This window comes from Nonomuraea solani (assembly GCF_900108335.1).
In the GTDB taxonomy this organism is placed as follows: domain Bacteria; phylum Actinomycetota; class Actinomycetes; order Streptosporangiales; family Streptosporangiaceae; genus Nonomuraea; species Nonomuraea solani.
Map to the genome: position 1 here is coordinate 163988 of NZ_FNVT01000015.1, position 24046 is coordinate 188033.

A 24046-nucleotide genomic window follows, 5' to 3' on the forward strand; every position below is an offset into this window, starting at 1 on the left:
TTAAGTTCACAAACAATCATGTTAAAACTGGCGGTGGGGGGAGAGTACGAGTCGCCCCAGCGGGGTGTCAAGGGTAGGATGCGCAGCCGTCCGACAGGGTCGGAGACAGGGTGGAAACGGTGGACACACAGGTGAATGCGCGTCAGCACACCTCCAGCAGGTCAGCGCGATGGCAGGGCATGGCCGAGCACATCGTGCGCCGGGGTTCCGCCTCCGTCACGGAGCTCGCGGAGAGCTTCGGCGTGAGTCTGATGACCGTCCACCGCGACCTCGACGAGCTCGAACGCCAGGGCATGGTGCGCAAGGTCAGAGGCGGTGCGACCGCCCAGGCCAGCAACGTGTGGGAGAGCAACATCGCCTACCGGCTCAAGGCGCACACGGCCGAGAAGGACGCCATCGCCCGGGTGGTGGCGGGGCTGATCGAGCCGGGCAGCTCGCTGATGCTCGACGACTCCACGACGGCGCTGGCCGTGGCCCGCCACCTCGACGAACTCGCCCCGCTGACCGTCGTGACGAACTTCCTGGAGGCGATCAGGCTGCTGGCCGGCCGGTCCGACATCCGGCTCATCGCGCTGGGCGGCGAATATCACGCCACGCATGATTCGTTTCTCGGGCTCGGCTGCGTCGACGCGGTCGAGGCGGTGAGCACCGATGTCGTCGTGGTCTCCACCTCGGCCATCTCCGAGCAGTACGCCTACCACCAGGAGCAGGAGATCGTGCTGGTCAAGCGGGCGATGCTGCGCTCGGCGGCGCGCCGCGTGCTGGCCGTGGACGGCTCCAAGCTGGCCCGCGTGGCACTCCACCGGGTCGCGCCGCTCGACGACTTCGACGTCGTGGTGGTCGACTCGGGGGCCCCGGCCGAGCTGCTGCAGCGGCTGCGCGACCACCATGCGAACGTTCAGGTGGCACAAATGTAACGCGATCCTGCGTTATTTGTAACTTGCATCTTGTTAAGTGCTCGGCTGCTTGCTACAAAGTGAGGGCTTTCGCCCCCCAGCTTAGGAAGCAGCATGCATCCCTCCCGCCGAGGCTTCCTCGGGATAGGCAGCGCGGCCTTCGCCCTGGCCTTCACCACGAACCTGGCCGATCCGCGAACCGCCCAGGCGCGGGCCGCGGTCAAGGCCGACTACCCGTTCCGGCTCGGTGTCGCCTCCGGCGATCCGCTGCCCGACCGGGTGATCCTCTGGACCCGCCTGGCGCCCAGGCCGCTGGAGCCGCTCGGCGGGCTGCCGTACAACAGGATCCAGGTCGACTGGGAGATCGCCGAGGACGAGGCGTTCACCCGCCGCGTCCGCCACGGCTCCGCCTGGGCCACCCCCGAGTACGGACACTCGGTGCACGTGGACGCCAAGGGCCTGCGGCCCGGCCGCGAGTACTTCTACCGGTTCCGCGCCGGCGGCGAGCTCAGCCCCGTCGGCCGGACCAAGACCGCGCCCGCGCCGCGCAGCAGCCCCGACGCGCTGCGCCTGGCGTTCGCCTCGTGCGCCTCGTGGCAGGACGGCTACTACACCGCCTACCGCCACCTCGCCGACGAGAACCCCGACGTGGTCTTCCACCTGGGCGACTACATCTACGAGTACGGCATCGTGCCATCCGGCGGCACCCGCAACACCCCGGTGCCCGAGCAGTTCCGGGTGCAGTGCGACACCCTCGACCGCTTCCGCGTCCAGTACGGCCTCTACAAGAGCGACCCCGACCTCCAGGCCGCCCACCACCGCGCGCCGTGGATCGTCACCTGGGACGACCACGAGGTGCTCGACAACTGGGCGGGCCGCTACGGCCCCGGCGGCGAGGTGACCGAGCAGGACTACCTGGTGATCCGGGCCAACGCCTTCCGCGCCTTCTGGGAGAACATGCCCGTCCGCGTGCCTGAGGTGCGGGGCCCGGACGCCCGCATCTACCGCCGGTTCACCTTCGGCGACCTGGCCGAGTTCAACGTGCTCGACACCCGGCAGTACCGCGACGACCAGGTGTGCGGCGACGGCCAGCAGGTGGACTGCGCCGAGCGGCTCGACCCGGCCCGGCAGATGATCGGCGCCGAGCAGGAGCGGTGGCTGCTCGACGGCCTCGGCGCCTCCCGCGCGAAGTGGAACGTGCTGGCCCAGCAGGTCGCCATGATGCAGCTCGACTACGACGCCGGACCGGCGCAGCGGCTCAGCATGGACCTGTGGGACGGCTACCGGGCCGCCAAGGACCGCCTGTTCACCGGCATGGCCGAGCGCCAGGTCAGCAACCCGGTGGTGCTGACCGGCGACATCCACTACAACCTGGCCGGCGAGCTGCGGGCCGACTTCGACGACGCCACCACGCCGCCCATCGGCGTAGAGTTCGTGTGCACCTCGGTCAGCAGCGGCGGCAACGGCAACGCCTCGACGGGCGTGCCGCCGGGCGGCTCCGACCCGGTCAACCCGCATCTGCGCTTCTCCAGCTACCAGCGCGGCTACGTCTCCTGCGAGGTCACGCGCGGCCAGTGGCGCTCGGACTTCAAGGTCGTCCCGTACGTGGACCGCCCCGGCGCCCCCGTCTCCACCCGCGCCAGCCTGCTCACCCTCGACGGCGCCCCCGGGCTGCACGCCCTCTAGGAAGGAACGGATCATGCGTATTCTCGCCGCCGCGCTGGCCGTCGCCGCCACCCTCACCACGACGGCCGCCGCGTGGGAGCCCGAGCAACCGCCCTCGTCGCTGTCCGTCAAGGTCAGGCCGGGCACGTCCCACGGCACCGGCAGGCTCACCCCGATCGCGGGCGCGGACAAGCTCGTGGCCCCGATCGGCGTCGACCCCGCCTGCCCCGCCCGGATCGACATCGGCCTGCGCAGCGACGCCAAGAAGGCCACGTACGCCACCATGCAGGTGGAGATCGACCCCCCGCTGACGGCGTCCCGGTCGATGCTGACCAGCTACCTGCCACCCGGCTACGAGCTGGGCGCGAAGCTGCTGGTCGCCGTCCCGCCCGACATCAAGCAGGGCACGTACGGCCTGCGCCTGCGCACGCCCGCGCAGACCCTGAAGGTGCCGGTCGAGGTCGTGCCCGTGGACGGTCTCGACAACGGCGGCAACCTGGCGCTGCGCCGCCCCGTCACCGCCTCCTCCCAGCACACCAACGCCAACTACCCGCCGTGCAGCGTCGCCGACGGCGACCGTTCGTCGAACGGCTGGGCCGGCGGCAACGGCTGGAACGACGCCACCGCCAGGGCCTGGCCCGACACGATCGCCATCGGGCTGGGCGGGGCGCGGCAGGTGTCCCGGGTGGATCTGTACACGCTGGACACCGAACGCTATCCCGCCTCCCGGCACGGGCTGCGCGACTGGGACGTACAGGCCCAGGTGGGCGGGCAGTGGCAGACGGTCGCGCAGGTGCGCGGCAACACGGCCGGGACGGTGCGCTCCGACTTCGCGCCGGTCACGGCCGACGCCGTCCGCATCGTCGCGCTCGCGTCGAACGGCGCCAACGACTACACGCGCATCATCGAGGTCGAAGCCCGCTAGGAGAATCCATCGTGACCGAAAGCACGTTCACCCGCATCAGCCCGCGCCGTCCCAAGGTCGGCCTGGTCGCCGGCGGGCTGGGAGCCTACTGGCCGCAGTTCCCCGGGCTGCTCCCCCAGCTCCAGCGCTCGGCCGCCCGGGTCGCCGAACGTATGGGCGAGCTGGACGCGGAGGTGGTGGACGTCGGCTTCGTCTCCGACGCCCAGGAGGGGGCCGAGGCGGCGGAGAAGCTGCGGGCGGCGGGCTGTGACCTGATCGTCGGGTTCCTGACGACGTACATGACGGCCACCATGCTCGTCCCGATCGCGCAGCGCAGCGGCGCGCCCGTGCTGCTGATCAACCTGCAGCCGACCGAGTCGATGGACCACGCCACGTTCGACACCGGCCAGTGGCTGGCCTACTGCGGCGCCTGCCCGCTGCCGGAGATGGCCAACGCCTTCACCCGCTGCGGCATCCCGTTCCGCTCGGTCTCCGGTTACCTGGAGGACGAGCGGGCGTGGGAGCGGATCGGCCGCTGGGTGCGCGCGGCGGGCGTACGCGCCGCGCTGCGCCACGGGCGGCACGGCCTGATGGGCCACCTCTACCCGGGCATGCTGGACGTGGCCACCGACCTGACGCTGGTGAGCGCGAACTTCGGCGGCCACGTGGAGGTGCTGGAGTTCGACGACCTGCGGGTACGCACCGAGAAGGTCACCGACGCCGAGGCCGCAGAGCGGGTGACGCTGGCCCGCGAGGTGTTCGACCTGGCCGACTCGGTGGACGAGGACGACCTGGCGTGGGCGGCCCGCGTGTCGGTGGGCCTCGACCGCCTGGTCGAGGACTTCGAGCTGGACAGCCTGGCCTACTACCACCGGGGCCTGGACGGCGAGATCCACGAGCGGCTCGGCGCGGGCATGATCCTGGGCGCGTCCCTCCTCACCGCGCGGGGCGTGCCCGCCGCCGGCGAGTACGAGCTGCGCACCTCGCTGGCCATGCTCATCATGGACCGGCTGGGCGGCGGCGGCTCGTTCACCGAGTTGCAGGCCCTCGACTTCGCCCGTGGCCACGTGGAGATGGGGCACGACGGCCCCGCCCACCTGGCGATCAGCTCCCGGCGGCCGCTGCTGCGCGGCCTCGGCGTCTATCACGGCAAGCGCGGGTGGGGCGTGTCGGTCGAGTTCGACGTGACGCGTGGCCCGGTGACCGCGTTCGGGCTGCGGCAGGCCAGGGACGGGAGCTACGGCTTCGTGGTCTCGGAGGGCGAGGTCGTGTCGGGGCCGCTGCTGCAGATCGGCAACACGACGTCCCGGGTGGACTTCGGCTGCGACCCGGGCGAGTGGACGGACGCGTGGAGCGCCAGCGGCATCTCCCACCACTGGGCCCTGGGCACCGGGCACCGCCTGGCCGACCTGCGGGCGGTGGCGGACCTGCTCGGCGCGGAGGTCACCCACGTCCAGCCCGGCTGATCGCGTCAGTTCGACGGCACGGGGAGCGCGTTCGTCAGGAAGTCCCTGGTAGAGGTGGTGTAGGCGGAGCAGAGCAGGCCGCCGAGGCGGGTCGCCCGGCCGTCCCCGAGACGCCGGGTGGCGACGCCCATCGCGTTCACGCTGCGCTCCACCGCCACGCTGGAGACGGCGACGATCGTGTCCCCGTGCCGATCGACCCAGCGGAACGCCTCCCAGAGCAGGGCGCGGGCCAGGTCGCCGAAGCCCGCCGCCACGGTACGCGACCAGGCGCGGTCGGTGGCCAGGCGGCTCATCTCCCAGACGGCCGGATCGTGCGGAGCCTGGCCGCCGCGTAACGCCTCGAAGAAGACGTCGCGCAGCATATAGGGACCGTCGGTGGGCAGCAGCCGGCAGCACCCGGTGACCCGCCGGTCCGCGTGGCCGATCACGTAGACGGGGTCGTAGTCGTCGTATTCGTCGCGTTCCCTGCCGTGGAGGCTGCCGACGTCCCAGCGGAGGCGTTCGCGGAACACCTCGTGGCGGAGCCGGAACATGCCGTCGAGCAGCCACCCCGGCAGGTCGCCCGCCCGCCCCACCACGATTTGTGATCCCCTCGGCACGAGCAAACGGTATGGGCTGCCGGGGGCCGGTGTCTTCGTGACTTCGCGCAACATCACTTTCGGCTTCCCACGCGGCGAGGCCCGTAGTTTCAACTAATTTCCGAAACTTTTGTCAGCCATCCGCAGCTCATCGGCACGATCTACCGAAACATTTCGACCATGCGTTGACATGTTTCGGCGATGTTCGCAAACTGATCACCGACGTCCCCCTTGGAAGGGAGAGCCCAGTGATCAACAGGTCGGCCCCTTCGAGAGTCGTCGCCCTCATGGTGGCGGCGCTGCTCTCGGTCGCCGGAGCGGTGACGGTGGCCTCCCCCGAGGCCGTCGCGGCCGCTGGAGTCGAGAACGAGGGTGCCGACTGCGCGGTGCCCGGCCTGCCTGACGCCGGATCCCTGCCCGCCAACGCCCGGCTGCCCGATCCCTTCAGGAAGCTGGACGGCACGCGCATCTCCGCCAAGTCGGATTGGCGGTGCCGGCGGGAGGAGATCAAGCGGCTGTCCGAGAAGTTCGTCTACGGCGAGAAGCCCGTGAAACCGGCCAGTGTGACGGGGACGGTCTCGCGGACCGGCATCACCGTGAACGTCAACCACAACGGCCGCAGTTCCAGCTTCTCCGCGAGCGTCTCGCTGCCGAGCGGGACGGGGCCGTTCCCGGCCGTGGTCGTCTTCGGCGGGTTCGGGGCGGACACCGCCGCCATCACGGCGGCCGGCGCGGCCGTCATCAATTACGACCCCTACGCCGTCGGGCGGGAGGGCACGCCGCGCAGCAACAAGCAGGGCGCGTTCTACAGCGTCTACGGCTCCGCCAGCGGCACCGGGCTGCTGCTCGCCTGGGGATGGGGAGTGAGCCGGATCATCGACGTCATCGAGCAGTCGGGCGGCGCCATTCTCCGGGCGGACGCCACCGGGGTCACCGGATGTTCGCGGTTCGGGAAGGGCGCCTTCGTGACCGGCGCGTTCGACCAGCGCATCGCCCTGACCATGCCGATCGAGTCGGGCAGCGCGGGCGTGCCCATCTTCCGCGGGATTCCCGGGGAGGGCGCCCAGAGCCTGAGCAGCGCCTACGGGGAGCAGCCGTGGCTCGGGGACGCGTTCGGCTCGTTCACGAGCAGCCCGAACCGGCTGCCGGTGGACACTCACGAGATGGTGGCCATGGTCGCGCCGCGAGGGCTGTTCATCATGGACAACCCGCACATCACCAACCTGGGCCCCCGGTCCGCGAGCGTGGCGGCCCTGGGCGGCGCGGAGGTCTACAAGGCGCTCGGCGCCGGAGAGAACATCACGTACTGGTCCGACGTCCAGGACGGCAGCCACTGCGCCAACCGGGCGGAATGGCGGACCCCGCTGCAGCAGAACATCCAGAAGTTCCTGCTGAAGACCGGCAACGCGGCCGGCTCGATGAGGATCTCGGCCAGGGCGGCGGGCAACCTGGCCGACTGGCGTGACTGGCAGACGCCGGTCCTCGGCGACTCCGGCGACACCACCGCGCCGAGCGCGCCGGGCGCCCCGGCCGCGTCCGGTGTGACCGCCACCGGCGCCACGCTGACCTGGGCCGCCTCCACCGACCAGGGCGGTTCCGGGCTGGCCGGCTACGACGTCCATCGCGAGCAGGGCACCACCGATCCGCGGCTCGGCCAGTCCACCACCCCCTCGATCACCCTCACCGGGCTGACCGCCAACACCCAGTACCAGGTGTACGTGCGGGCGCGCGACGGCGCGGGCAACCTGTCCGCGAACTCGCCACCGGTCACGTTCACGACGGCCACGGGCGGGGGCGACACCTCGCCGCCGACGGCCCCGGCCGGCCTGGCCGCCTCGGGGACCACGTCCACGGGCACCACCCTGAGCTGGACGGCCGCGACGGACGACACCGGCGTCACCGGTTACGACGTGCTGCGCGCGCCCGGCGCGAGCGGCGGCACGTTCACCCAGGTCGGCACGTCGGCCACGACCTCGTACGGCGACACCGGCCTGACCCCGAGCACCACCTACCGCTACCAGGTCAGGGCACGGGACGCCGCGGGCAACGCCTCGCCAGTCTCGAACACCGCCCAGGTCACCACCCAGCCCGGCCCGTCCACCGGCACCTGCTCGGCCGTGCCGACCGTCCAGACCCAATGGGCCACCGGGTACGTCGTCCAGCCCCTGACCATCACCAACACGAGCACCGCGACCATCACCGGCTGGACGGTCACCTTCACGCTGCCCGCCGGGCACACCCTGACCGGCTCATGGAACGGCACCGCCACCGTCAGCGGGCAGACCGTCACCATCAGGAACGCCGGTCACAACGGCACCCTCGCCCCCGGTGCCGCCACGACCAGCGTCGGCTTCCAGGCGACCCGCCCGAACGGCAACACCGCGCTCCCGTCGGGCTACTCCTGCGCCTGACGGCCGGCGCTGCCGGCCCACCCGTCCCCACGGGGGCGGGTGGGCCCACACGCGCGGGTCTGGAAGCATGGTCACCGATGACCGAGCAGCGGAAGCGGCGCGCCTACTCCAGCGGCCTGCGCCAGGAGCACGCCCAGGCCACCCGGATGAAGATCGCGACGGCGGCGCGCGACCTGATGGCCGCGAAGGGCTACGCCGGCACCACCATGGCCGAGGTGGCGCGCGAGGCCGGCGTGGCCGTCCAGACGCTGTACACCTCGTGCCCCGGCGGCAAGCCCGCGCTGGCCAAGCTCGTCTACGACATCACGCTGGCCGGAGACGCCCAGGCCGTGCCGCAGAGCGACCGGCCCGAGGTCCAGGCGATCGTCGACGAGCCCGACCCCGCGCGCAAACTCGCCCGCTATGCCGCCATGGCCACCGCCATCCTCCGGCGTGTCGGCCCCGTGCACCGTCTCCTGCGCGCGGCGGCCGCCGCCTCCCCCGCCGACGCCGGGCTGCACGACGTGCTGGCCGGGATCGAACGCGAACGGCTGGCGGGCGGCCGCGGCCTGGCCGAGCACCTGCACGCCCTGGGGGCGTCGCGCCCCGGCCTGTCCACCGGCCGGGCGGCCGAGCAGATCTACGTGCTCACCTCGGCGGAGAACTTCGAGAAGCTGACCGAGGTGTGCGGGTGGAGCGAGGCCGACTACGAGGAGTGGCTCGCCCTGATGCTGGCGGCGGCCCTGCTCGGGACCTGACTCAGGCCCGCCAGGTCGCGGCCTGGGTGAGGAAGGCCGCGTTCTCCTCGGGCAGCCCCAGGGTGACGCGGACGCCCTCGCCCGGGAAGGCGCGCACGATGATCCCGTGGTCCAGGCAGTGGCCGGCGAAGGCCGCGCTGTCCTGGCCGAGGGGCAGCCACAGGAAGTTCGCCTGGGACTCCGGCACGTCGTAACCGAGAATGCGCAGTTCTCCGGTGACGCGTTCGCGTTCGCCGATCGTGAGGGCGGCCCGCCTGGTGACCTCGTCGCCGCTCTGGAGCGCGGCGATCGCCGCCTCCTGGGCGAGGGCGCTGACGCTGAACGGCGTCTGGGTCTTGCGCACCTGCGCGATGATCTCCGGCGCCCCGACGCAGTAGCCGACCCGCAGCCCGGCCAGCGCGTACGCCTTGGAGAAGGTCCGCAGGACGACCACGTTCGGCCGGTCGCCGAAGAGCGCGAGCGCGTCCGGCACCACGGCCGGATCGGCGTACTCGTGGTAGGCCTCGTCGATGACGACCAGCACGTGCCCGGGCAACTCCTCGACGAAGGCCCGCAGGGCGGTCTCACCGATGGGCGTCGAGGTCGGGTTGTTGGGGTTGCAGACGAACACCAGCCGGGTCCGCTCGGTGACGGCCGCCGCCATCGCCGGCAGGTCCTGGACGTGGTCGCGCAGCGGCACCCGCACGGGTACGCCGCCGGCCACCGTGGTCAGGATCGGGTACGCCTCGAACGACCGCCAGCCGAAGACGACCTCGGCGCCCGGCGTGCACACCGTGAGCAGGATCTGCCCGCAGACCTCGGACGACCCCGCCCCGACGGCGACGCGGTCGGTGCTCACGCCGTGGCGGGCGGCGAGCGCCTCCAGCAGGCGGCGGGCGCCCATGTCGGGGTAGCGCGACAGGCCCCCGGTCAGCTCGCCGAGCCGGGCCGCGACGCCCGGCAGCAGCCCGTACGGGCACTCGTTGCTGGCCAGGACGACGGCCCCGGGCACCTTGCGGCCCGGGACGTAGGACTGCAGTTCGAGCAGGGACGGGCGTAGCCGCACCACGTGACTCTCCTTCTCTGCCGGTGCTCACACGTGGGCGAACAGGATCGCGGGGTCCTCGACGCAGTCGGCCACGAAGCGCAGGAACCCGCCCGCCGTGCCGCCGTCGCAGACCCGGTGGTCGAAGGTGAACGACAACTGGGTGACCTTCCGGGGCACGACCGCGCCGTCGACCACCCACGGCCGGTCGATGATCCGGCCGATGCCCAGGAGGGCCGCCTCGGGGTGGTTGATGATCGGGGTGGATCCGTCCACGCCGAAGACGCCGTAGTTGTTGAGCGTGAACGTGCCCCCGGTCATGGCCGCGGGCGGCAGCGCGCCCGAGCGGGCCAGGCCGGTGAGCCTGGCCAGTTCGGCGGCGAGCTGGGCGGTCGTCATCAGGTGCGCGTCCCGGACCACCGGCACGACGAGGCCGCGGTCGGTCTGGGCGGCGAACCCGAGGTTGATGTGCCCGTGCCGGACGATCTCGGCCCGGCCGGTGTCGACCGAGGAGTTCAGCTCGGGGAACCGCCGCAGTCCGGCCACGCAGACGCGGGCCAGGAGGGCGAGCAGGCCGATGCCCAGGCCGGGGCTGGACCGCCGCAGGGCGTCCCTGACCGCGAGCAGGCCGGTGGCGTCGGCGTCCACCCAGGTGGTGGCGTCGGGGATCTCCGTGCGGCTGCGGCTCAGCTTGTCGGCCACCGCCCGGCGCACACCGCGCAACGGAATCCGCTCCCCCACCGCTTCGAGTGACTCGGGGGTCTCGGGGGTCTCGGCGGCCGTGGTGATGGCCTGCTCGACGTCGCGGCGCAGGATCACACCACGAGGGCCGGTAGGGCTGATGGCGGCGAGATCCAGGCCGTGCTCCCGGGCGATCTTGCGGACGAGCGGCGAGATCACACGAGGCGCCTGATCAGGTGCGGAGGGCACGGCTTCGGGGATCTGCCGGGGGCGGGTGCGGCGGCGGCGAGAGCCCGTGGCGTGGGTGGTGCCGTATCCGATGAGGACATTTCCGGATCCGGCCTGTTCCTCCTCCCGGTAGCGGTCCGCGGCGGACGAGACGTCCGCCGGGCCGACCTCGATCAGCGGACGGCCCACCGCCAGCACGGCGCCCACCTCGGCGTGCAGCCGCAGCACCGTCCCCGCGTACGGGACCGGCACCTCCACGGCGGCCTTGGCCGTCTCGACCTCCACCACGATCTGGTCGACCTCGACCGTGTCACCGACGGCGACCTTCCAGTCGATGATCTCGGCCTCCGTCAGCCCCTCACCGAGATCGGGCAGCCGGAACACCTGAGCGGCGGCAGTGGTGGCCGTCATGACGCCTCCCCGGCCAGGTGCATGAGATCGGGCTCGTCCCCGAACTGCAGCCGATCGACCGCGTCGAGGACCCGGTCCACGTCCGGCAGATGCGAGTGCTCAAGGATCGGCGGCGGATAGGGGATGTCGAACCCGGCGACGCGCAGCACCGGCGCGGCCAGCGAATGGAAGCACCGCTCCTGTACGCGGGCCGCGATCTCCGCCCCCACCCCCGCGAACCCCTGCGCCTCCTGGATCACCACGCACCGCCCCGTCTTCCGTACCGACGCCACGACGGTCGCGTCGTCGAACGGAACGATCGTGCGCAGATCCACCACCTCCAGCGAGAGCCCGTTCTCGGCGGCGGCGGAAGCGGCCTGGAGCGCGACCTGCACGCTCGGCCCGTAGGCGACCAGCGTCGCGTCGCGGCCCTCGCGCCGCACCGCCGCCCGCCCGAACCCCGCCGCCCGCCGGTCCCCGAGGGCGGCCTCGTCCTTGGACCAGTACAGCCGCTTGGGCTCCATGAAGATCACCGGGTCGGGGTCGGCGATGGCGTCGCGCAGCAGCCAGTACGCGTCGTCGATCGTCGCCGGGGTCACGACCTTCAGCCCCGGCGTGTGCGCGTAGTACGCCTCGCTGGAGTCACAGTGGTGCTCGACCCCGCCGATGCCCCCCGCGTACGGAATCCTGATCACCATCGGCAGCGACAACCGCCCCCGGGTACGGTTACGCAGCTTGGCCACGTGCGACACGATCTGCTCGAAGGCCGGGTAGGCGAAGGCGTCGAACTGCATCTCGATCACCGGCCGCAGCCCGCCCATGGCCATGCCCACGGCCAGCCCCACGATCCCCGCCTCGGCCAGCGGCGTGTCGAAGCACCGCTCCTCGCCGAACTCCTTGGTCAGCCCGTCGGTGACCCGGAACACGCCGCCCAGCGGGCCGACGTCCTCGCCGAACACGAGCACCCGCTCGTCCTCGCGCAACGCGTCCCGCAAGGCGGCGTTCAGCGCCTGGGCCATGGACAACGTCGTCGTGCTCATGTCAGTCCTCCGTGGCGGTCAGCTCGGCCGCCAGCAGCGCCCGCTGCTCGCGCAACTGGGGTGTCGGCTCGGCGAAGACGTGGTCGAACAGCTCGAACGGGTCCGCCGCCGGGTCGGCGTTCATCCGCTCGCGGACACGCGCGGCGAACTCCTCGGCCACCTTGTGCGCCGACTCGACGGCCTCCGCGTCGAGCAGGCCGCGCCCGCGCAGGTAGGTCTCCAGGCGGGCGAGCGGATCGGCCGACTCCCACTGCTCGACCTCCTCGCTCTCCCGGTAGCGGCTGGCGTCGTCGGCGTTGGTGTGGGGGTCCATCCGGTACGTGTGCGCCTCGACCAGGAACGGGCCGCCGCCCGTCCGCGCGTTCCGCACGGCCGCGCTCAGCACGGCCAGCACCGCGACGAGGTCGTTGCCGTCCACCTGCTCGGACGGGATGCCGTAGCCGATCCCCTTGTACGCCAGCGCGGGCGCGGCGCTCTGCTTGGCCAGCGGCACCGAGATCGCGTACTTGTTGTTCTGCACGAAGAACACGACGGGGGCGTGCAGGACGGCGGCGTAGTTGAGCGCCTCGTGGAAGTCGCCCTCGCTGGTGCCGCCGTCGCCGATGAAGGCCATGACGACGGCGTCCTCGCCCTTGCGGCGCAGGGCCTCGGCCATGCCGACCGCGTGGATGGTCTGGGTGGCCAGCGGGGTGCACTGGGGCGCGACGCGCGTGGCGGCGGGGTCGTACCCGCAGTGCCAGCCGCCGCGCAGCAGCGTGAGCACCTCGACGGGGTCGAGGCCGCGCGCGACCAGCGCCACGGAGTCGCGGTAGGTGGGGAAGAGCCAGTCGCCGGCGCGCAGCGCGAGCACGCCGGCGACCTGGCAGGCCTCCTGGCCGCGGCTGGACGGGTAGACGGCGAGCCGGCCCTGCTTGGTCAGCGCGGTCGCCTGCCGGTCGAAGCGGCGGCCCACGACCATCTGCCGGTACGCCTCCAGCAGCCGCTCATCCTCCGGGACCGCGTAACCGGCGGGCGGCTCCACCTCCGTGCCGTTCTCGGCGACGAAGCGCACCGGCTCGGGTGACGGCAGAAGACCATCCACCACCTGGGTCCTCGTGGACATGACGACGCCTACTTTCCTTGGACGTTTGACACCCAAAGCGTCCGCCCAGGTCACCATCTGTTCAAGACATCAGGCATGATGAGCGACAAATGGGTTTCTTGCGGGCTTCGGGAGGTCCGATTGTCGATCGAAGAGGGCGCTGAGGGCGGTTGGCCGGGACAATCGGCCAGCCGGCTGGACGGCGTTGATCGCGCGATCATCGCCGAGCTGCTGCGCGACGGCCGGATCTCGATGCGCACCCTGGCCGAGCGCGTGCACGTCTCCCGGGCCAACGTCTACGCCCGGATCACGCGGCTGATGGACGACGGGGTGATCACCGGCTTCACCGCCGAGATCGCCCCGCACAAGGCGGGCCTGGGCACGAGCGCGTACGTTTCGGTCACCATCGAGCAGAACTCCTGGCGCGCGGTGTCGGCCAGGCTGAAGGACACCCCGTACGTCGAGCACTTCGCGCTGGTCGGCGGCGACTACGATGTGCTGGTGCTGGTCAGGACGCCGGACAACGTGGTGCTCAGGCACGTGGTGCTGGAGCGCATCCAGGACATTCCGGGCGTGCGCGCCACCCGTACGTGGCTGGTGTTCGAGGAGGCTCGCGGCCGGGGCGTGGAGTGGCGGGCGTGAGGGTCAGCGCCCGCGCGACTCCTTGTACTCCCCGAGGAGCGCTTCGAGGCGCCGGACCATGAAGGTGTAGTAGTCGCGCATCTCCGCCAGGCGGGCGCGCTGCAGCTCGGGGAGATCGGCCGCGCGCTCCTGCGCGTTCTCGGCGAGAGCCAGCAGCTCGGTGGTCTGTTCGAGCTGGTGCTGCAGGCAGCCGATCCAGGCGTCTTCCCGCCATTCGTACACGTACTGGCGTGAACCCGGCTCCTTGAACCGGCGCACGGTCCCGCTGACCATCAGCAGGCGCGTCGTCTCCGACACCGAGCCCTTGCTCGCGTCGAGGGCGCTCTGCAGGTCGGCCATCGTCATCGGCGTCCGGCTCAGCATGAGGACGCCCGCGGCGCGGCCGGCCATCGGCGGCCAGCCCATCGCGCGGCCGATGTGCAGCCCGAAGTCGTCGATCAAGGGATTCACACCAGCCGACCTCCATTGTTCAGAAAAAAATGAATGTTCACTATTGACTGAACTTTCTGCCAGGGGCAGTCTACCGGCTAACAGCGGTTCGGGTCTGTCCGGAGCCGCGCTCCCTGAGCCGAACTCTGGAGGTTCGCCGTGACACGCACGGGCTGGGACATCATCGTCGTGGGAGCGGGGTCCGCCGGCGCCGCGCTCGCCGCTCGCTCCGCCGGGCGGGGCAGGCGCGTCCTGCTGCTGGAGGCCGGGCCGGACTATCGGCCGGCGGGGTTGCACGAGGCGTGGCGGTCGCCGAACCCCGTCCGCGCGCTGCTGGATCCGCAGGCCACCGAGGGCCTGGTCTGGATGGGCGTCAACTCCTCCCGCACCGACGAGCAGGCCCAGGCACCCTACTGGCGGGGACGCGGCGCGGGCGGCAGCTCGACCATCAACGGGCAGATCGCGATCCGGCCGCCGATGGAGGACTTCGACGACTGGGCCGCGGCGGGCTGCGCCGGCTGGTCGGCCAAGGACGTGCTGCCCTTCTTCGCGAAGCTGGAGGACGACGAGGAGTTCGGCGACGAGCCATACCACGGGCGGGGCGGCCCGACCCCGATCTTCCGGATGCCGCGCGAACGGTGGGGCGCGGTGGACGCGGCGCTGAGCGCCGCCGCGCAGGCCGCCGGGCACCCCTGGGCGCCGGACGTGAACGCGCCGGGGGCGATCGGGGTCTCGCCCTATCCGATCAACTCCCGCGACGGGCGCCGGGTCACGGTCAACGACGGCTACCTCGAACCGGCGCGGGCGCTGGCCGGCCTCACCGTACGCGGTGACGCCCTGGTCGACCGGGTCGTGTTCGCCGGTGACCGCGCCGTCGGCGTCCAGGTGATCGTGGACGGGACGGCGGTGACCGAGTACGCGGACGAGATCGTGCTCAGCGCGGGCGTCATCCACTCCCCGGCGATCCTGCTGCGCTCGGGCATCGGCCCGGCGGACGACCTGCGCCGCCTCGGGATCACCGTCCGCCAGGACCTGCCGGTCGGCCTCGGCATGCAGGACCACCCCATGGCCGTCGTCGAACTGCCGCTGACCGAGGAGGCCGCCATCAAGACGGCCGACGACCGCCACACCAACGTCTGCGTCCGCTACAGCAGCGGGCCCGGCGCCCCGCCGTCCGACATGATGTTCGTGTCGCTGAACCAGAACGTGCTGTCCATGGAGGCCGCCGACACCCGCTTCCCGGCGGGCGGCTTCGGCGTGTGGCTGAACCAGAACTTCTCGCGCGGCGTCCTGCGGCTGACCTCCGCCGACCCCCGCGACCAGCCCGAGGTCAGGGAGCGGATGTTGTCCGACGCCCGCGACCTGGAGCGGCTGCGCGCGGGCGTCCGCGCCCTGACCGAGCTGGCGCGCGGCCCCGAGGCCACCCCGATCCTCGCGGGCTCGGTCGAGCGCGGCAACAGCCGCCTGTTCGCGGTCCTGGACGACGACGCCGCGCTCGACGCCCACCTGCTCGCCACCGTGGTGGACGCCCAGCACGGCACCAGCACCTGCCGGATGGGCGCGCCCGGCGACGCCGCCACCGTCGTCGATCCGTCGTGCCGCGTCCTCGGCGTCGCCGGCCTGCGCGTCGTCGACGCGTCGATCTTCCCGTCCGTTCCGCGTGCCAACACCAACCTGGCGTCGATCATGGCCGGCGAGCTCATGGCCGACCGCATCTGAGGAGCCTTCCCGTGCGAACCCTGCGAAACCTGATCGGCGGCACCTGGGAGGACTCCCGGGGTGCCGAGTTCCACGACGTGATCGACCCGGCGACCGAGGAGGTCGCCGGCCGCTGCCCCAGCGGTTCACCCGAGGACGTCCGCCTGGCCGTGGACGCGGCCCTCCAGGCGCAGCCTGCCTGGGCCGCGCTCCCGGTCGCCGAGCGCGTGGACCGGCTGTCCCGGTGGGCGGACACCATCGCCGCGCACGCCGGCGAGCTGGCGGAGATCGAGTGCCGCGAGATGGGCAAGCCCGTCCCCCTCGGCCAGGCCTTCATCGGCGGCGCGGCTCAGTCGCTCAAGGTGGCGGCGGCCGAGGCCCTGGACTACGCGTTCGAGGAGACCATCGCGGAGAGCGGCACCACGATCGTGCGCTCCCCCGTCGGGGTGGCGGCGGTCATCGTGCCGTGGAACTTCCCCGTGCCCATGATCCTGGGCGCGCTCGGCCCGCTGCTGGCCGCCGGAAACACCGTCGTGCTCAAGCCGTCCGAGCGCTCGCCCATGTCGGCGGTGCGGCTGCTGGAGCTGATGGACCTGCCGCCCGGCGTGGTCAACCTGGTCCTGGGCGACTCCAGGGCCGGCGAGCCGCTGGTCGCGGACGAGCGGATCGGGCTCGTGCACTTCACCGGCTCCGTCGCGGCCGGTCGCCGGGTGGGCGCGCTGTCCGGGGGCCTGCTGCGCCGGTCGATCCTCGAACTCGGCGGCAAGGACCCCGTGGTCGTCGACGCGGGCGTCGATCCGGTCGCGACCGCCGCGGCCGTCGCGTTCGGCGCCTTCGCGAACTCGGGCCAGATCTGCACGTCCATGGAACGGATCTACGTGCATCAGGACGTCGCCGGCGCGTTCATCGACGCTCTGGTGGCGGCCGCGGGGACGTACACGCTGGGCGACGGGCGCGACGCGGGCACCGTGCTCGGGCCGCTGGTCGACCGGCGGCAGCGGGACATCGTCGTCCGGCACGTCACCGACGCCGTCGAGCGCGGCGCGACCGTCCTCGCCGGCGGGACCGTGCCCGAGGGCAGGGGCTTCTTCTACCCCGCGACCGTGCTCACCGGCGTGGACGACTCCATGCTGGTCATGACCGAGGAGACCTTCGGGCCGCTCGCCCCGGTCGTCGTGGTGTCCTCCTTCGAGGAGGGGCTGGAACGCGCGGGCGCGACGCCGTACGGGCTGGCCGCCACCGTGTACACCGGCGACCCCGCGCACATGGCCGCGGCCCGCCGCATCCCCGCCGGGGTCGTGTGGGTGAACCAGTGGCAGGGCGGCGGACCCGAGCGGCTGTACGAGCCGGCCGGCGACAGCGGCATGGGGGCGACCGGCGCACGCGCGGCCTACGACGCGGCCACCCGCCCCACCTCGATCCACACCTCGTAAGGCAGCCACACCTCGTAAGGCATCCACCTCGTAAGGCTCAGCGCCCTTCGAAGACCGGCTTGCGCTTGGCCAGGAACGCCTCGACCGCCCCGGCGTGGTCGGCGCTCCTGCCCAGGCGGGCCTGGGCCTGCGCCTCGGCCGTGAGCACCGTACCGAGATCGTGCTCCCATGCCTGGGCGAGCAGGAGCTTGGACTCGGCGTAGGCGGCGGTCGGCCCGGCGGCGAGCCGGGCCGCCAGCTCGCGGGCCGCCCCATCGACCTCCGCGCGCGGGACCACGCGGCCCGCGATCCCCCACTCGACCGCCTGCCGGGCGCGGAAGGACTCGCCCAGCAGGACGAGCTCCTGGGCCCGGCTCGCGCCGACCGACCGCGTGAGCGTCGTGGACAGCCCCGAGTCGCACGTCAGCCCGATCGCCGTGAACGCCGTGGCGAACACCGCCTCCTCCGCGAGGACCCGCAGGTCACAGGCCAGCGCGAGGGCCAGCCCGGCGCCGGCGCAGGTGCCGTTGACGGCGGCGACGACCGGCTTGCCCATCGTGGCGAGCAGCCGGATGATCGGCGCGTAGTCGGCCTCGACGGTGTCGAACGCGTGGCCCGCGTCGGCGCGCAGGGCGGCCGCGTGCTCGGCGAGGTCCTGACCGACGCAGAAGGCGCTCCCCGCGCCGGTCAGCAGCACGGCCCGGACGGTGTCGTCGGACGCCGCCGCCTCCAGTTCCCGCCGCAGCGCCGCCTTGAGGCCGGTGTCCAGCGCGTTGCGGCGATCGGGGCGGTTGAGCGTCAGCACGGCCACCGCCCCGTCACGCTCGGCGATGATCTCCATGTCAGGCCCCCGGCCAGGTCTTGGCGACGAGCGTCAGGACGTCGTACGTCGCGACCGTCTGGCCGTCCTGGTTGGTCACGAGCGCGTCCCAGCGGACCTCGCCGTAGTCGGCGCCGCCGCGCGGCGTGATCTGCTTGACGGTCAGCGTCACGTCGATGGCGTCACCGGCCTTGACCGGAGTGAGGAAGCGCAGCGCGTCGACCCCGAAGTTCGCCAGCACCGGCCCGGGAGCCGGGTCGACGAAGAGCCCGGCGGCCAGCGACACGACCAGATAGCCGTGGGCCACGATGCCGCCGAACAGCGGGTTGCGCGCGGCGGCTTCGGCGTCGGTGTGCGCGTAGAAGGTGTCCCCGGTGAACTCGGCGAAGTGGTCGATGTCCGCGAGCGACACCGTGCGCCTGGCGGAGGCGATCGTGTCGCCCACGCGCAGCTCCGCCAGCGACTTCCTGAAGGGGTGGACGTCCGACTGGGCGCGCGCGGCCCCCGTCGTCCACCGTCCGGTGATCGCGGTGAGCTGGTCGGGTGAGCCCTGTACGGCGGTGCGCTGCATGTGGTGCAGCACCCCGCGCACGCCACCGAGCTCCTCCCCGCCACCGGCCCGCCCGGGACCGCCGTGCACCAGGGTCGGCAGCGGCGAGCCGTGCCCGGTGGACTCCTTGGCGTCGTCACGATCCAGGACGAGCACGCGGCCGTGCCAGGGCGCCAGCCCGAGCACCACCGACCGCGCGACCTCCGGGTCGTGGGTGGCGAGGGAGGCGACGAGGCTGCCCCTGCCCCGGGCGGCCAGGGCGATCGCCGACTCGACGCCGTCGTAGGCGAGCACGGTGGCGACCGGGCCGAACGGCTCGACGTCGTGCGGTTCGGCGGCCCCGGAACGGGCGCGCAGCACGAGCGGAGCCATGAAGGCGCCCCGCTCCCCATCAGCCGGGGCCGCGCCGCTGAAGGCCACCTCGGCGCTCGACCGCAGCGCCTCGACGGCCTTGCGCACCTCGTCGCGCTGACCGAGGCTCGCCAGCGGGCCCATCCGCACGTCGGGGTCGCGCGGGTCGCCGACGGCCACCTTCTCCAGGCGGGCGGCGAGCGCCTCGACCACCTGGCCGGCGACGGTCTCGGGAACGAGCACGCGGCGGATGGCCGTGCACTTCTGTCCCGCCTTGACGGTCATCTCAGTGACGACGCCCTTGACGAACAGGTCGAACTCCGGGTCCTCCGGCCGTACGTCCGGCCCGAGAATCGAGCAGTTGAGCGAGTCGGCCTCGACGCCGAGCACGACGCCGCCGTCGAGCACGTTCGGGTGGCGCCGCAGGATGCCGGCGGTGTGCGCGGAGCCGGTGAAGGCGACGGAGTCCTGGATCGTCAGCTCGTCGAGCAGCGCGCCCGCGCCGCCGGCGACGAGCTGGAGCGTCCCTTCCGGGAGGATCCCCGAGGCGATGATCTGCCGGACGGCGAGCTCGGTGAGGTACGCGGTCTGGCTCGCGGGCTTGACGATCGTCGGCAGCCCGGCGAGGAAGGCCGGGGCCAGCTTCTCCAGCATGCCCCAGACCGGGAAGTTGAAGGCGTTGATCTGCACCGCGACGCCCGGCCTGGAGGTGTAGAGGTGCTGGCCGACGAAGGTGCCGCCCTTGCCCAGGCGCTCCAGGCCGCCGTCCAGGAAGACCGTGTCGTTCGGCAGCTCGCGCACGCCCTTACTGGCGTAGCTGAACAGGGTGCCGAAGCCGCCGTCCACGTCGACCATGGTGTCGCGCGCGGTGGCGCCGGTCCGTACGGACAGGGCGTAGAGCTCGTCCTTCCGCTCGACCAGGTGCTTGGCCAGCGCCTTGAGCAGGGCCGCCCGCTCGTGGAAGGTCAGGGACCGCAGCGCGGGCCCGCCGGCCTCGCGGGCGTGCCGGACCATCGCGCCGACGTCCAGCCCCCGGCTGGAGATGCGCGCGACCTCCTCCCCCGTGGCGGCGTCGAGCAGAGGTGCGCCGTCGCCGGCCGCCCGGAACCATCGTCCGGCGGCGTAGCTCTCCAGCAGTGCGCTCACATCGTCTCCTCTCGGCGGGGAGCTATTGCGCAACAGCCCCGACCCGTGCAACCGTAATACTGACCGAGCGATAAGTAAATATGACCCGACCGTCTCGGAGGCAAAGATGACGACGACTCCGGCGGAGCCGGAAGTGGACGAGCGGCTGCTGGCGGCGTTCGACGCGACCATCGCGCGGCACGACCGGATCGAGCCGCGTGACTGGATGCCGGACGCCTACCGCAGGACGCTCGTCCGCCAGATCGCCCAGCACGCGCATTCCGAGATCATCGGCATGCAGCCCGAGGGCGCCTGGATCGGCCGCGCCCCGTCCCTGCGCCGCAAGGCGATCCTGCTGGCCAAGGTGCAGGACGAGGCCGGGCACGGCCTCTATCTGTACTCGGCCTGCGAGACCCTCGGCGTCTCCCGCGCCGAGCTGACCGAACTGCTGCTCGCCGGGCGGCAGAAATACTCCTCGATCTTCAACTATCCGACGCCGTCCTACGCCGACGTGGGCACGATCGGGTGGCTCGTGGACGGGGCCGCGATCTGCAACCAGGTGCCGCTGTGCCGCACCTCGTACGGGCCGTACGGGCGGGCGATGATCCGCATCTGCAAGGAGGAGTCCTTCCACCAGCGGCAGGGCTACGAGCTGCTCATGACGATGATGCGCGGCACCGACGCCCAGCGCGCGATGGTCCAGGAGTCGGTGGACCGGTTCTGGTGGCCGGCGCTGATGATGTTCGGGCCGCCGGACGCCGAGTCGCCCAACAGCGCGCGGTCGATGGCGTGGGGCATCAAGCGCAACTCCAACGACGAGCTGCGGCAGCGGTTCGTCGACATGACGGTCCCGCAGGCCGAGGCGCTCGGGGTGACGCTGCCCGATCCCGACCTGCGCTGGAACGAGGAGCGCGGGCAGCACGACTTCGGCGAGCCGGACTGGGAGGAGTTCGCGGCGGTCGTGCGCGGGGACGGGCCGTGCAACGCCCAGCGCATCCGCCACCGCCGGGCCGCCCACGACGACGGCGCCTGGGTACGCGAGGCGGCGACGGCGTTCGCCACCCGGTCCAGCGAGGTGGCGGCCCGATGAGCGCCGACCGGCGGGAATGGCCGCTCTACGAGGTGTTCGTCCGTGCCAAGCGCGGGCTCAACCACGTCCACGTCGGATCCCTGCACGCCCCCGACGACACGATGGCCGTGCGGCACGCGCGTGACGTCTACACGCGGCGCAACGAGGGCGTGAGCATCTGGGTCGTCCGGGCCGACGCCATCACGGCCTCCAGCCCGGACGAGAAGGATCCCCTGTTCGCGCCGAGCGGCGACAAGGTCTACCGGCACCCGACGTTCTACGAGATCCCCGAGAACGTGCCCCACATGTGAACACCGCAGAAAGGCTGACCATCGTGAACGACGATCATGGCAGCATCTACGACGGCCTGATCGGCGGAGACTCCTCCCAGTGGGCGTTCGGCACCGATTTCGAGGACCCGCTGGCCGGTGTCGACACGACGGTGCCGGACGGCGTCGACCATGCCGAGCTGGCCGCGTACTGTCTCATGCTCGGCGACGACGCGCTCGTCCTGTCGCAGCGCCTGTCGGAGTGGTGCAGCCGCGCGCCGGACCTCGAAGAGGACATCGCGCTGGCGAACATCGCCCTCGACCTGCTCGGGCAGGCGCGCCTGCTGCTGGCGCGGGCGGCCGCCGCCGACCCGGGCGTCGTGCCCGCCCTCCCTGAGGGCTCGCCGGTGCCGGCTGAGGACGCGCTGGCGTTCTTCCGTGACGCCGGCCGGTTCCGCAACGTGCGCGTCGCCGAGGTGCCGAACGGGGACTTCGCGCACGTCGTCGTACGGCTGCTGCTGTTCTCGGTGGCCCGGCTGGCGCTGCTGGAACGGCTGCGGGCGAGCAAGGACACGGTCCTGGCCGCGGTGGCGGGCAAAGGGGTCAAGGAGTTCACCTACCACCGGGACTGGGCGGCCCGCTGGTTCCTCACGCTCGCGCGGGGCACCGACGAGTCGCACCGCAGGCTCCTCAGCGCCCTCGCCGCGCTGTGGCCGCTGCAGGCGGAGCTGGTCGCGCCGCATCCGGTCGAGCTGTCGCTGGCGCGCGCCGGTGTCGCCGTCGATCCCGCCGCCACGCGGGACGAGGTGGACGCGGTCCTCGACCAGGTCTTCGCCGCGAGCGGCGTCGCCCGCCCGGACCATCCGCCGCTGCCGGGCGGTGGCCGTACGGGGACGCACACCGAGGACCTCGGCAGCCTGCTCGCCGACATGCAGATGGTCGCCCGCGCACACCCGAGCGGGCGCTGGTGAGCCCCCGGGACCGGGCCACCGCGGTCGCCCGGGAGGTGCGCGATCCCGAGATGCCCATGCTCACCCTCGCCGACCTCGGCGTCCTGCGCGGGGTCGAGGTGGAGCGGGCGGCGGACGGCGGTGAGATCGTGGTCGCCGCGATCACCCCGACCTACACCGGCTGCCCGGCCATGGCGACCATGCGCGACGACCTCGTCCACCGCCTGAACGACGCCGGCTTCCCCCGCGTCGAGGTACGCGTCGTGCTCGACCCGCCCTGGTCCAGCGACTGGATCTCCGACCGCGGCCGCGCCGCCCTGCGCGAGGCCGGGCTGTCGGCCCCCGGCCCGGCCCGCCGGATCTCCGGCCCCGTGGCGCTCACGCTCGGCCCGGCCAGGACCGCCCCGCCCTGTCCGCGCTGCGGCTCGGCGGCCACCCGGCTGACCTCCGAGTTCGGCGGCACCGCCTGCAAGGCCCTCTACACCTGTGCCGACTGCCTTGAGCCTTTCGAGCACGTCAAGGAGATCTGACATGACCACGCTCGCGCCAGGACCCGCGCGGACCCGGGCGGCCACCGCCTTCCACCCGCTGACGGTGGCGGCGGTCGACCACCTGTGCGACGACGCCGCGGCGATCACGTTCGCGGTGCCCGACGAACTGCGCGAGGCGTACGCCTTCCAGGCCGGGCAGTCGCTCACCCTGCGCCGCGTCGTGGACGGGCGGGAGCACCGGCGCTCCTACTCGATCTGCGCGCCGGCCGGCGCCGCGCCGCGGATCGGGGTCCGCGAGATACCGGGCGGCCTGTTCTCCTCCTGGCTCGTCCGCGACGTGGTGCCGGGCACGCGGATCGAGGTGCAGACGCCGACCGGCTCCTGGCGGGCCGACCCGGCGCGGGGCGAGCGGCACCTGTGCGTCGCCGCCGGGTCGGGCATCACCCCGATGATGTCGGTCGCCGCGACGGTGCTGTCCCATCCCGGTGCCCAGGTGTCGTTGCTGTACGGGAACCGTACGAGCCGTACCGTGATGTTCGCCGAGGAGCTCGGCGACCTGAAGAACCGCTACGGCGCCCGCTTCCAGCTCGTCCACGTGCTCTCGCGCGAGCCCCGCGACGTCGAGCTGTTCTCGGGCCGGCTCGACGCGGACCGGCTGCGCCGCATGCTGACCGACCTGGTGCCGGTCGAGGCGTTCGACCACGTCTGGCTCTGCGGGCCGCTGCCCATGGTCGAGGACGCGCGGGCGGTGCTCACCGATCTCGGTGTCCCCGCCCGGAATGTCCACGTCGAGCTGTTCTACGTGGACGAGCCCCCGCCACAGCCGCGACGGCCGGAGCCGGGACTGCCGACCGGCGCGACCACCGTGCTGACGACGGTGCTCGACGGGCTGCGGTCGACCTCGACCGTCTCCCGGCAGACGACGCTCCTCGACGGTGCCCAGGCGACGCGTTCGGACCTGCCGTTCGCCTGCAAGGGCGGCGTCTGCGGGACGTGCCGGGCCGTCGTCCGCGAGGGCACGGTGGACATGCGCCGCAACTACGCCCTCGAAGAGCCGGAGGTGGCCGCCGGGTTCGTCCTGACCTGCCAGACGTTCCCGGCCGGCGAGAACGTCACCATCGACTACGACGCCTGACCAG

General features: G+C 72.4%; 22 protein-coding genes. 14 read left to right on the forward strand and 8 right to left on the reverse strand.

The window, feature by feature from the left end; all coding sequences use genetic code 11:
• The first annotated feature begins 119 nt into the window (after positions 1-119).
• The 4 genes from C4V41_RS40530 (at position 120) to C4V41_RS40545 (ending at position 4931) form a co-directional block, all read left to right on the forward strand.
• The gene (locus tag C4V41_RS40530; RefSeq protein ID WP_235030689.1) at positions 120-917 is read left to right on the forward strand and encodes a DeoR/GlpR family DNA-binding transcription regulator; all 798 of its coding nucleotides are present in this window, start codon (positions 120-122) and stop codon (positions 915-917) included.
• Between the two features lie 93 nt (positions 918-1010).
• Positions 1011-2582 carry an alkaline phosphatase D family protein gene (locus C4V41_RS40535; protein ID WP_103961326.1) on the forward strand — a complete coding sequence of 524 codons (1572 nt, stop codon included), beginning with the start codon at positions 1011-1013 and terminating at the stop codon, positions 2580-2582.
• A gap of 13 nt (positions 2583-2595) precedes the next feature.
• Entirely contained in the window at positions 2596-3486 is an 891-nt protein-coding gene (locus tag C4V41_RS40540; RefSeq protein ID WP_103961327.1) for a discoidin domain-containing protein, read from the forward strand.
• An 11-nt stretch (positions 3487-3497) separates the two neighbouring features.
• Positions 3498-4931, forward strand: coding sequence for an L-fucose/L-arabinose isomerase family protein (locus C4V41_RS40545; protein WP_103961328.1), 1434 nt, complete (start codon positions 3498-3500; stop codon positions 4929-4931).
• A 5-nt stretch (positions 4932-4936) separates the two neighbouring features.
• Here the strand turns inward: C4V41_RS40545 and C4V41_RS40550 are convergent, their stop codons facing one another.
• Complete coding sequence (locus tag C4V41_RS40550) at positions 4937-5530, reverse strand: acyl-homoserine-lactone synthase (protein WP_160150554.1); 594 nt, start codon at positions 5528-5530, stop codon at positions 4937-4939.
• 227 nt (positions 5531-5757) lie between these two features.
• Here C4V41_RS40550 and C4V41_RS64625 point away from each other — a divergent pair, with 227 nt between their 5' ends.
• Positions 5758-7920: a fibronectin type III domain-containing protein gene (locus C4V41_RS64625; protein ID WP_235030690.1), complete on the forward strand. Its 2163-nt coding sequence runs from the start codon at positions 5758-5760 to the stop codon at positions 7918-7920.
• A gap of 77 nt (positions 7921-7997) precedes the next feature.
• On the forward strand, positions 7998-8657 hold the full coding sequence (locus tag C4V41_RS40560) for a TetR/AcrR family transcriptional regulator (protein ID WP_103961330.1): 660 nt from the start codon (positions 7998-8000) through the stop codon (positions 8655-8657).
• Position 8658: 1 nt separating this feature from the next.
• On the opposite strand, the gene hisC is transcribed toward C4V41_RS40560, so the two are convergent.
• Genes hisC through pdhA form a run of 4 tightly spaced genes read right to left on the reverse strand, consistent with a single transcriptional unit; the run spans position 8659 to position 13122 of the window.
• Positions 8659-9705 carry a histidinol-phosphate transaminase gene (gene hisC / locus C4V41_RS40565; protein ID WP_103961331.1) on the reverse strand — a complete coding sequence of 349 codons (1047 nt, stop codon included), beginning with the start codon at positions 9703-9705 and terminating at the stop codon, positions 8659-8661.
• 24 nt (positions 9706-9729) lie between these two features.
• Positions 9730-11001, reverse strand: a complete 1272-nt coding sequence (locus tag C4V41_RS40570) for a dihydrolipoamide acetyltransferase family protein (RefSeq protein ID WP_103961332.1) — start codon at positions 10999-11001, stop codon at positions 9730-9732.
• Positions 10998-12020 (reverse strand): alpha-ketoacid dehydrogenase subunit beta, encoded by a 1023-nt coding sequence (locus tag C4V41_RS40575; RefSeq protein ID WP_103961333.1) that lies wholly within the window; start codon positions 12018-12020, stop codon positions 10998-11000. The genes C4V41_RS40570 and C4V41_RS40575 overlap by 4 nt, the downstream gene beginning before the upstream one ends.
• A 1-nt stretch (position 12021) precedes the next feature.
• Positions 12022-13122: a pyruvate dehydrogenase (acetyl-transferring) E1 component subunit alpha gene (gene pdhA, locus C4V41_RS40580; protein WP_103961334.1), complete on the reverse strand. Its 1101-nt coding sequence runs from the start codon at positions 13120-13122 to the stop codon at positions 12022-12024.
• Between the two features lie 120 nt (positions 13123-13242).
• Between pdhA and C4V41_RS40585 the strand changes: the two genes are divergently transcribed.
• A complete protein-coding gene (locus C4V41_RS40585) occupies positions 13243-13743 on the forward strand; it encodes an Lrp/AsnC family transcriptional regulator (protein WP_235030691.1) in 501 nt (166 codons plus the stop codon).
• Positions 13744-13746: 3 nt separating this feature from the next.
• Here C4V41_RS40585 and C4V41_RS40590 read toward each other — a convergent pair whose 3' ends face one another.
• A complete protein-coding gene (locus C4V41_RS40590) occupies positions 13747-14193 on the reverse strand; it encodes a GbsR/MarR family transcriptional regulator (protein WP_200824551.1) in 447 nt (148 codons plus the stop codon).
• A 138-nt stretch (positions 14194-14331) separates the two neighbouring features.
• Between C4V41_RS40590 and C4V41_RS40595 the strand changes: the two genes are divergently transcribed.
• Positions 14332-15891 (forward strand): GMC family oxidoreductase, encoded by a 1560-nt coding sequence (locus C4V41_RS40595; RefSeq protein ID WP_103961336.1) that lies wholly within the window; start codon positions 14332-14334, stop codon positions 15889-15891.
• An 11-nt stretch (positions 15892-15902) separates the two neighbouring features.
• Positions 15903-17303 carry an aldehyde dehydrogenase family protein gene (locus C4V41_RS40600; RefSeq protein WP_103961337.1) on the forward strand — a complete coding sequence of 467 codons (1401 nt, stop codon included), beginning with the start codon at positions 15903-15905 and terminating at the stop codon, positions 17301-17303.
• A gap of 37 nt (positions 17304-17340) precedes the next feature.
• Here the strand turns inward: C4V41_RS40600 and C4V41_RS40605 are convergent, their stop codons facing one another.
• The gene (locus C4V41_RS40605; RefSeq protein WP_103961338.1) at positions 17341-18123 is read right to left on the reverse strand and encodes an enoyl-CoA hydratase/isomerase family protein; all 783 of its coding nucleotides are present in this window, start codon (positions 18121-18123) and stop codon (positions 17341-17343) included.
• Between the two features lies 1 nt (position 18124).
• The gene (gene paaZ / locus C4V41_RS40610; RefSeq protein ID WP_103961339.1) at positions 18125-20149 is read right to left on the reverse strand and encodes a phenylacetic acid degradation bifunctional protein PaaZ; all 2025 of its coding nucleotides are present in this window, start codon (positions 20147-20149) and stop codon (positions 18125-18127) included.
• 106 nt (positions 20150-20255) lie between these two features.
• On the opposite strand from paaZ, the gene paaA reads away from it, so the two are divergent.
• Genes paaA through paaE form a run of 5 tightly spaced genes read left to right on the forward strand, consistent with a single transcriptional unit; the run spans position 20256 to position 24042 of the window.
• Positions 20256-21218 (forward strand): 1,2-phenylacetyl-CoA epoxidase subunit PaaA, encoded by a 963-nt coding sequence (paaA, locus tag C4V41_RS40615; protein ID WP_103961340.1) that lies wholly within the window; start codon positions 20256-20258, stop codon positions 21216-21218.
• Entirely contained in the window at positions 21215-21508 is a 294-nt protein-coding gene (paaB, locus tag C4V41_RS40620; protein ID WP_103961341.1) for a 1,2-phenylacetyl-CoA epoxidase subunit PaaB, read from the forward strand. Before paaA ends, paaB begins: the two co-directional genes overlap by 4 nt.
• Positions 21509-21531: 23 nt before the next feature.
• Positions 21532-22437 carry a 1,2-phenylacetyl-CoA epoxidase subunit PaaC gene (paaC, locus tag C4V41_RS40625; protein WP_200824552.1) on the forward strand — a complete coding sequence of 302 codons (906 nt, stop codon included), beginning with the start codon at positions 21532-21534 and terminating at the stop codon, positions 22435-22437.
• Entirely contained in the window at positions 22434-22946 is a 513-nt protein-coding gene (gene paaD, locus C4V41_RS40630; protein WP_268808772.1) for a 1,2-phenylacetyl-CoA epoxidase subunit PaaD, read from the forward strand. Before paaC ends, paaD begins: the two co-directional genes overlap by 4 nt.
• A gap of 1 nt (position 22947) precedes the next feature.
• Complete coding sequence (paaE, locus tag C4V41_RS40635; protein WP_103961342.1) at positions 22948-24042, forward strand: 1,2-phenylacetyl-CoA epoxidase subunit PaaE; 1095 nt, start codon at positions 22948-22950, stop codon at positions 24040-24042.
• Positions 24043-24046: the final 4 nt, after the last annotated feature.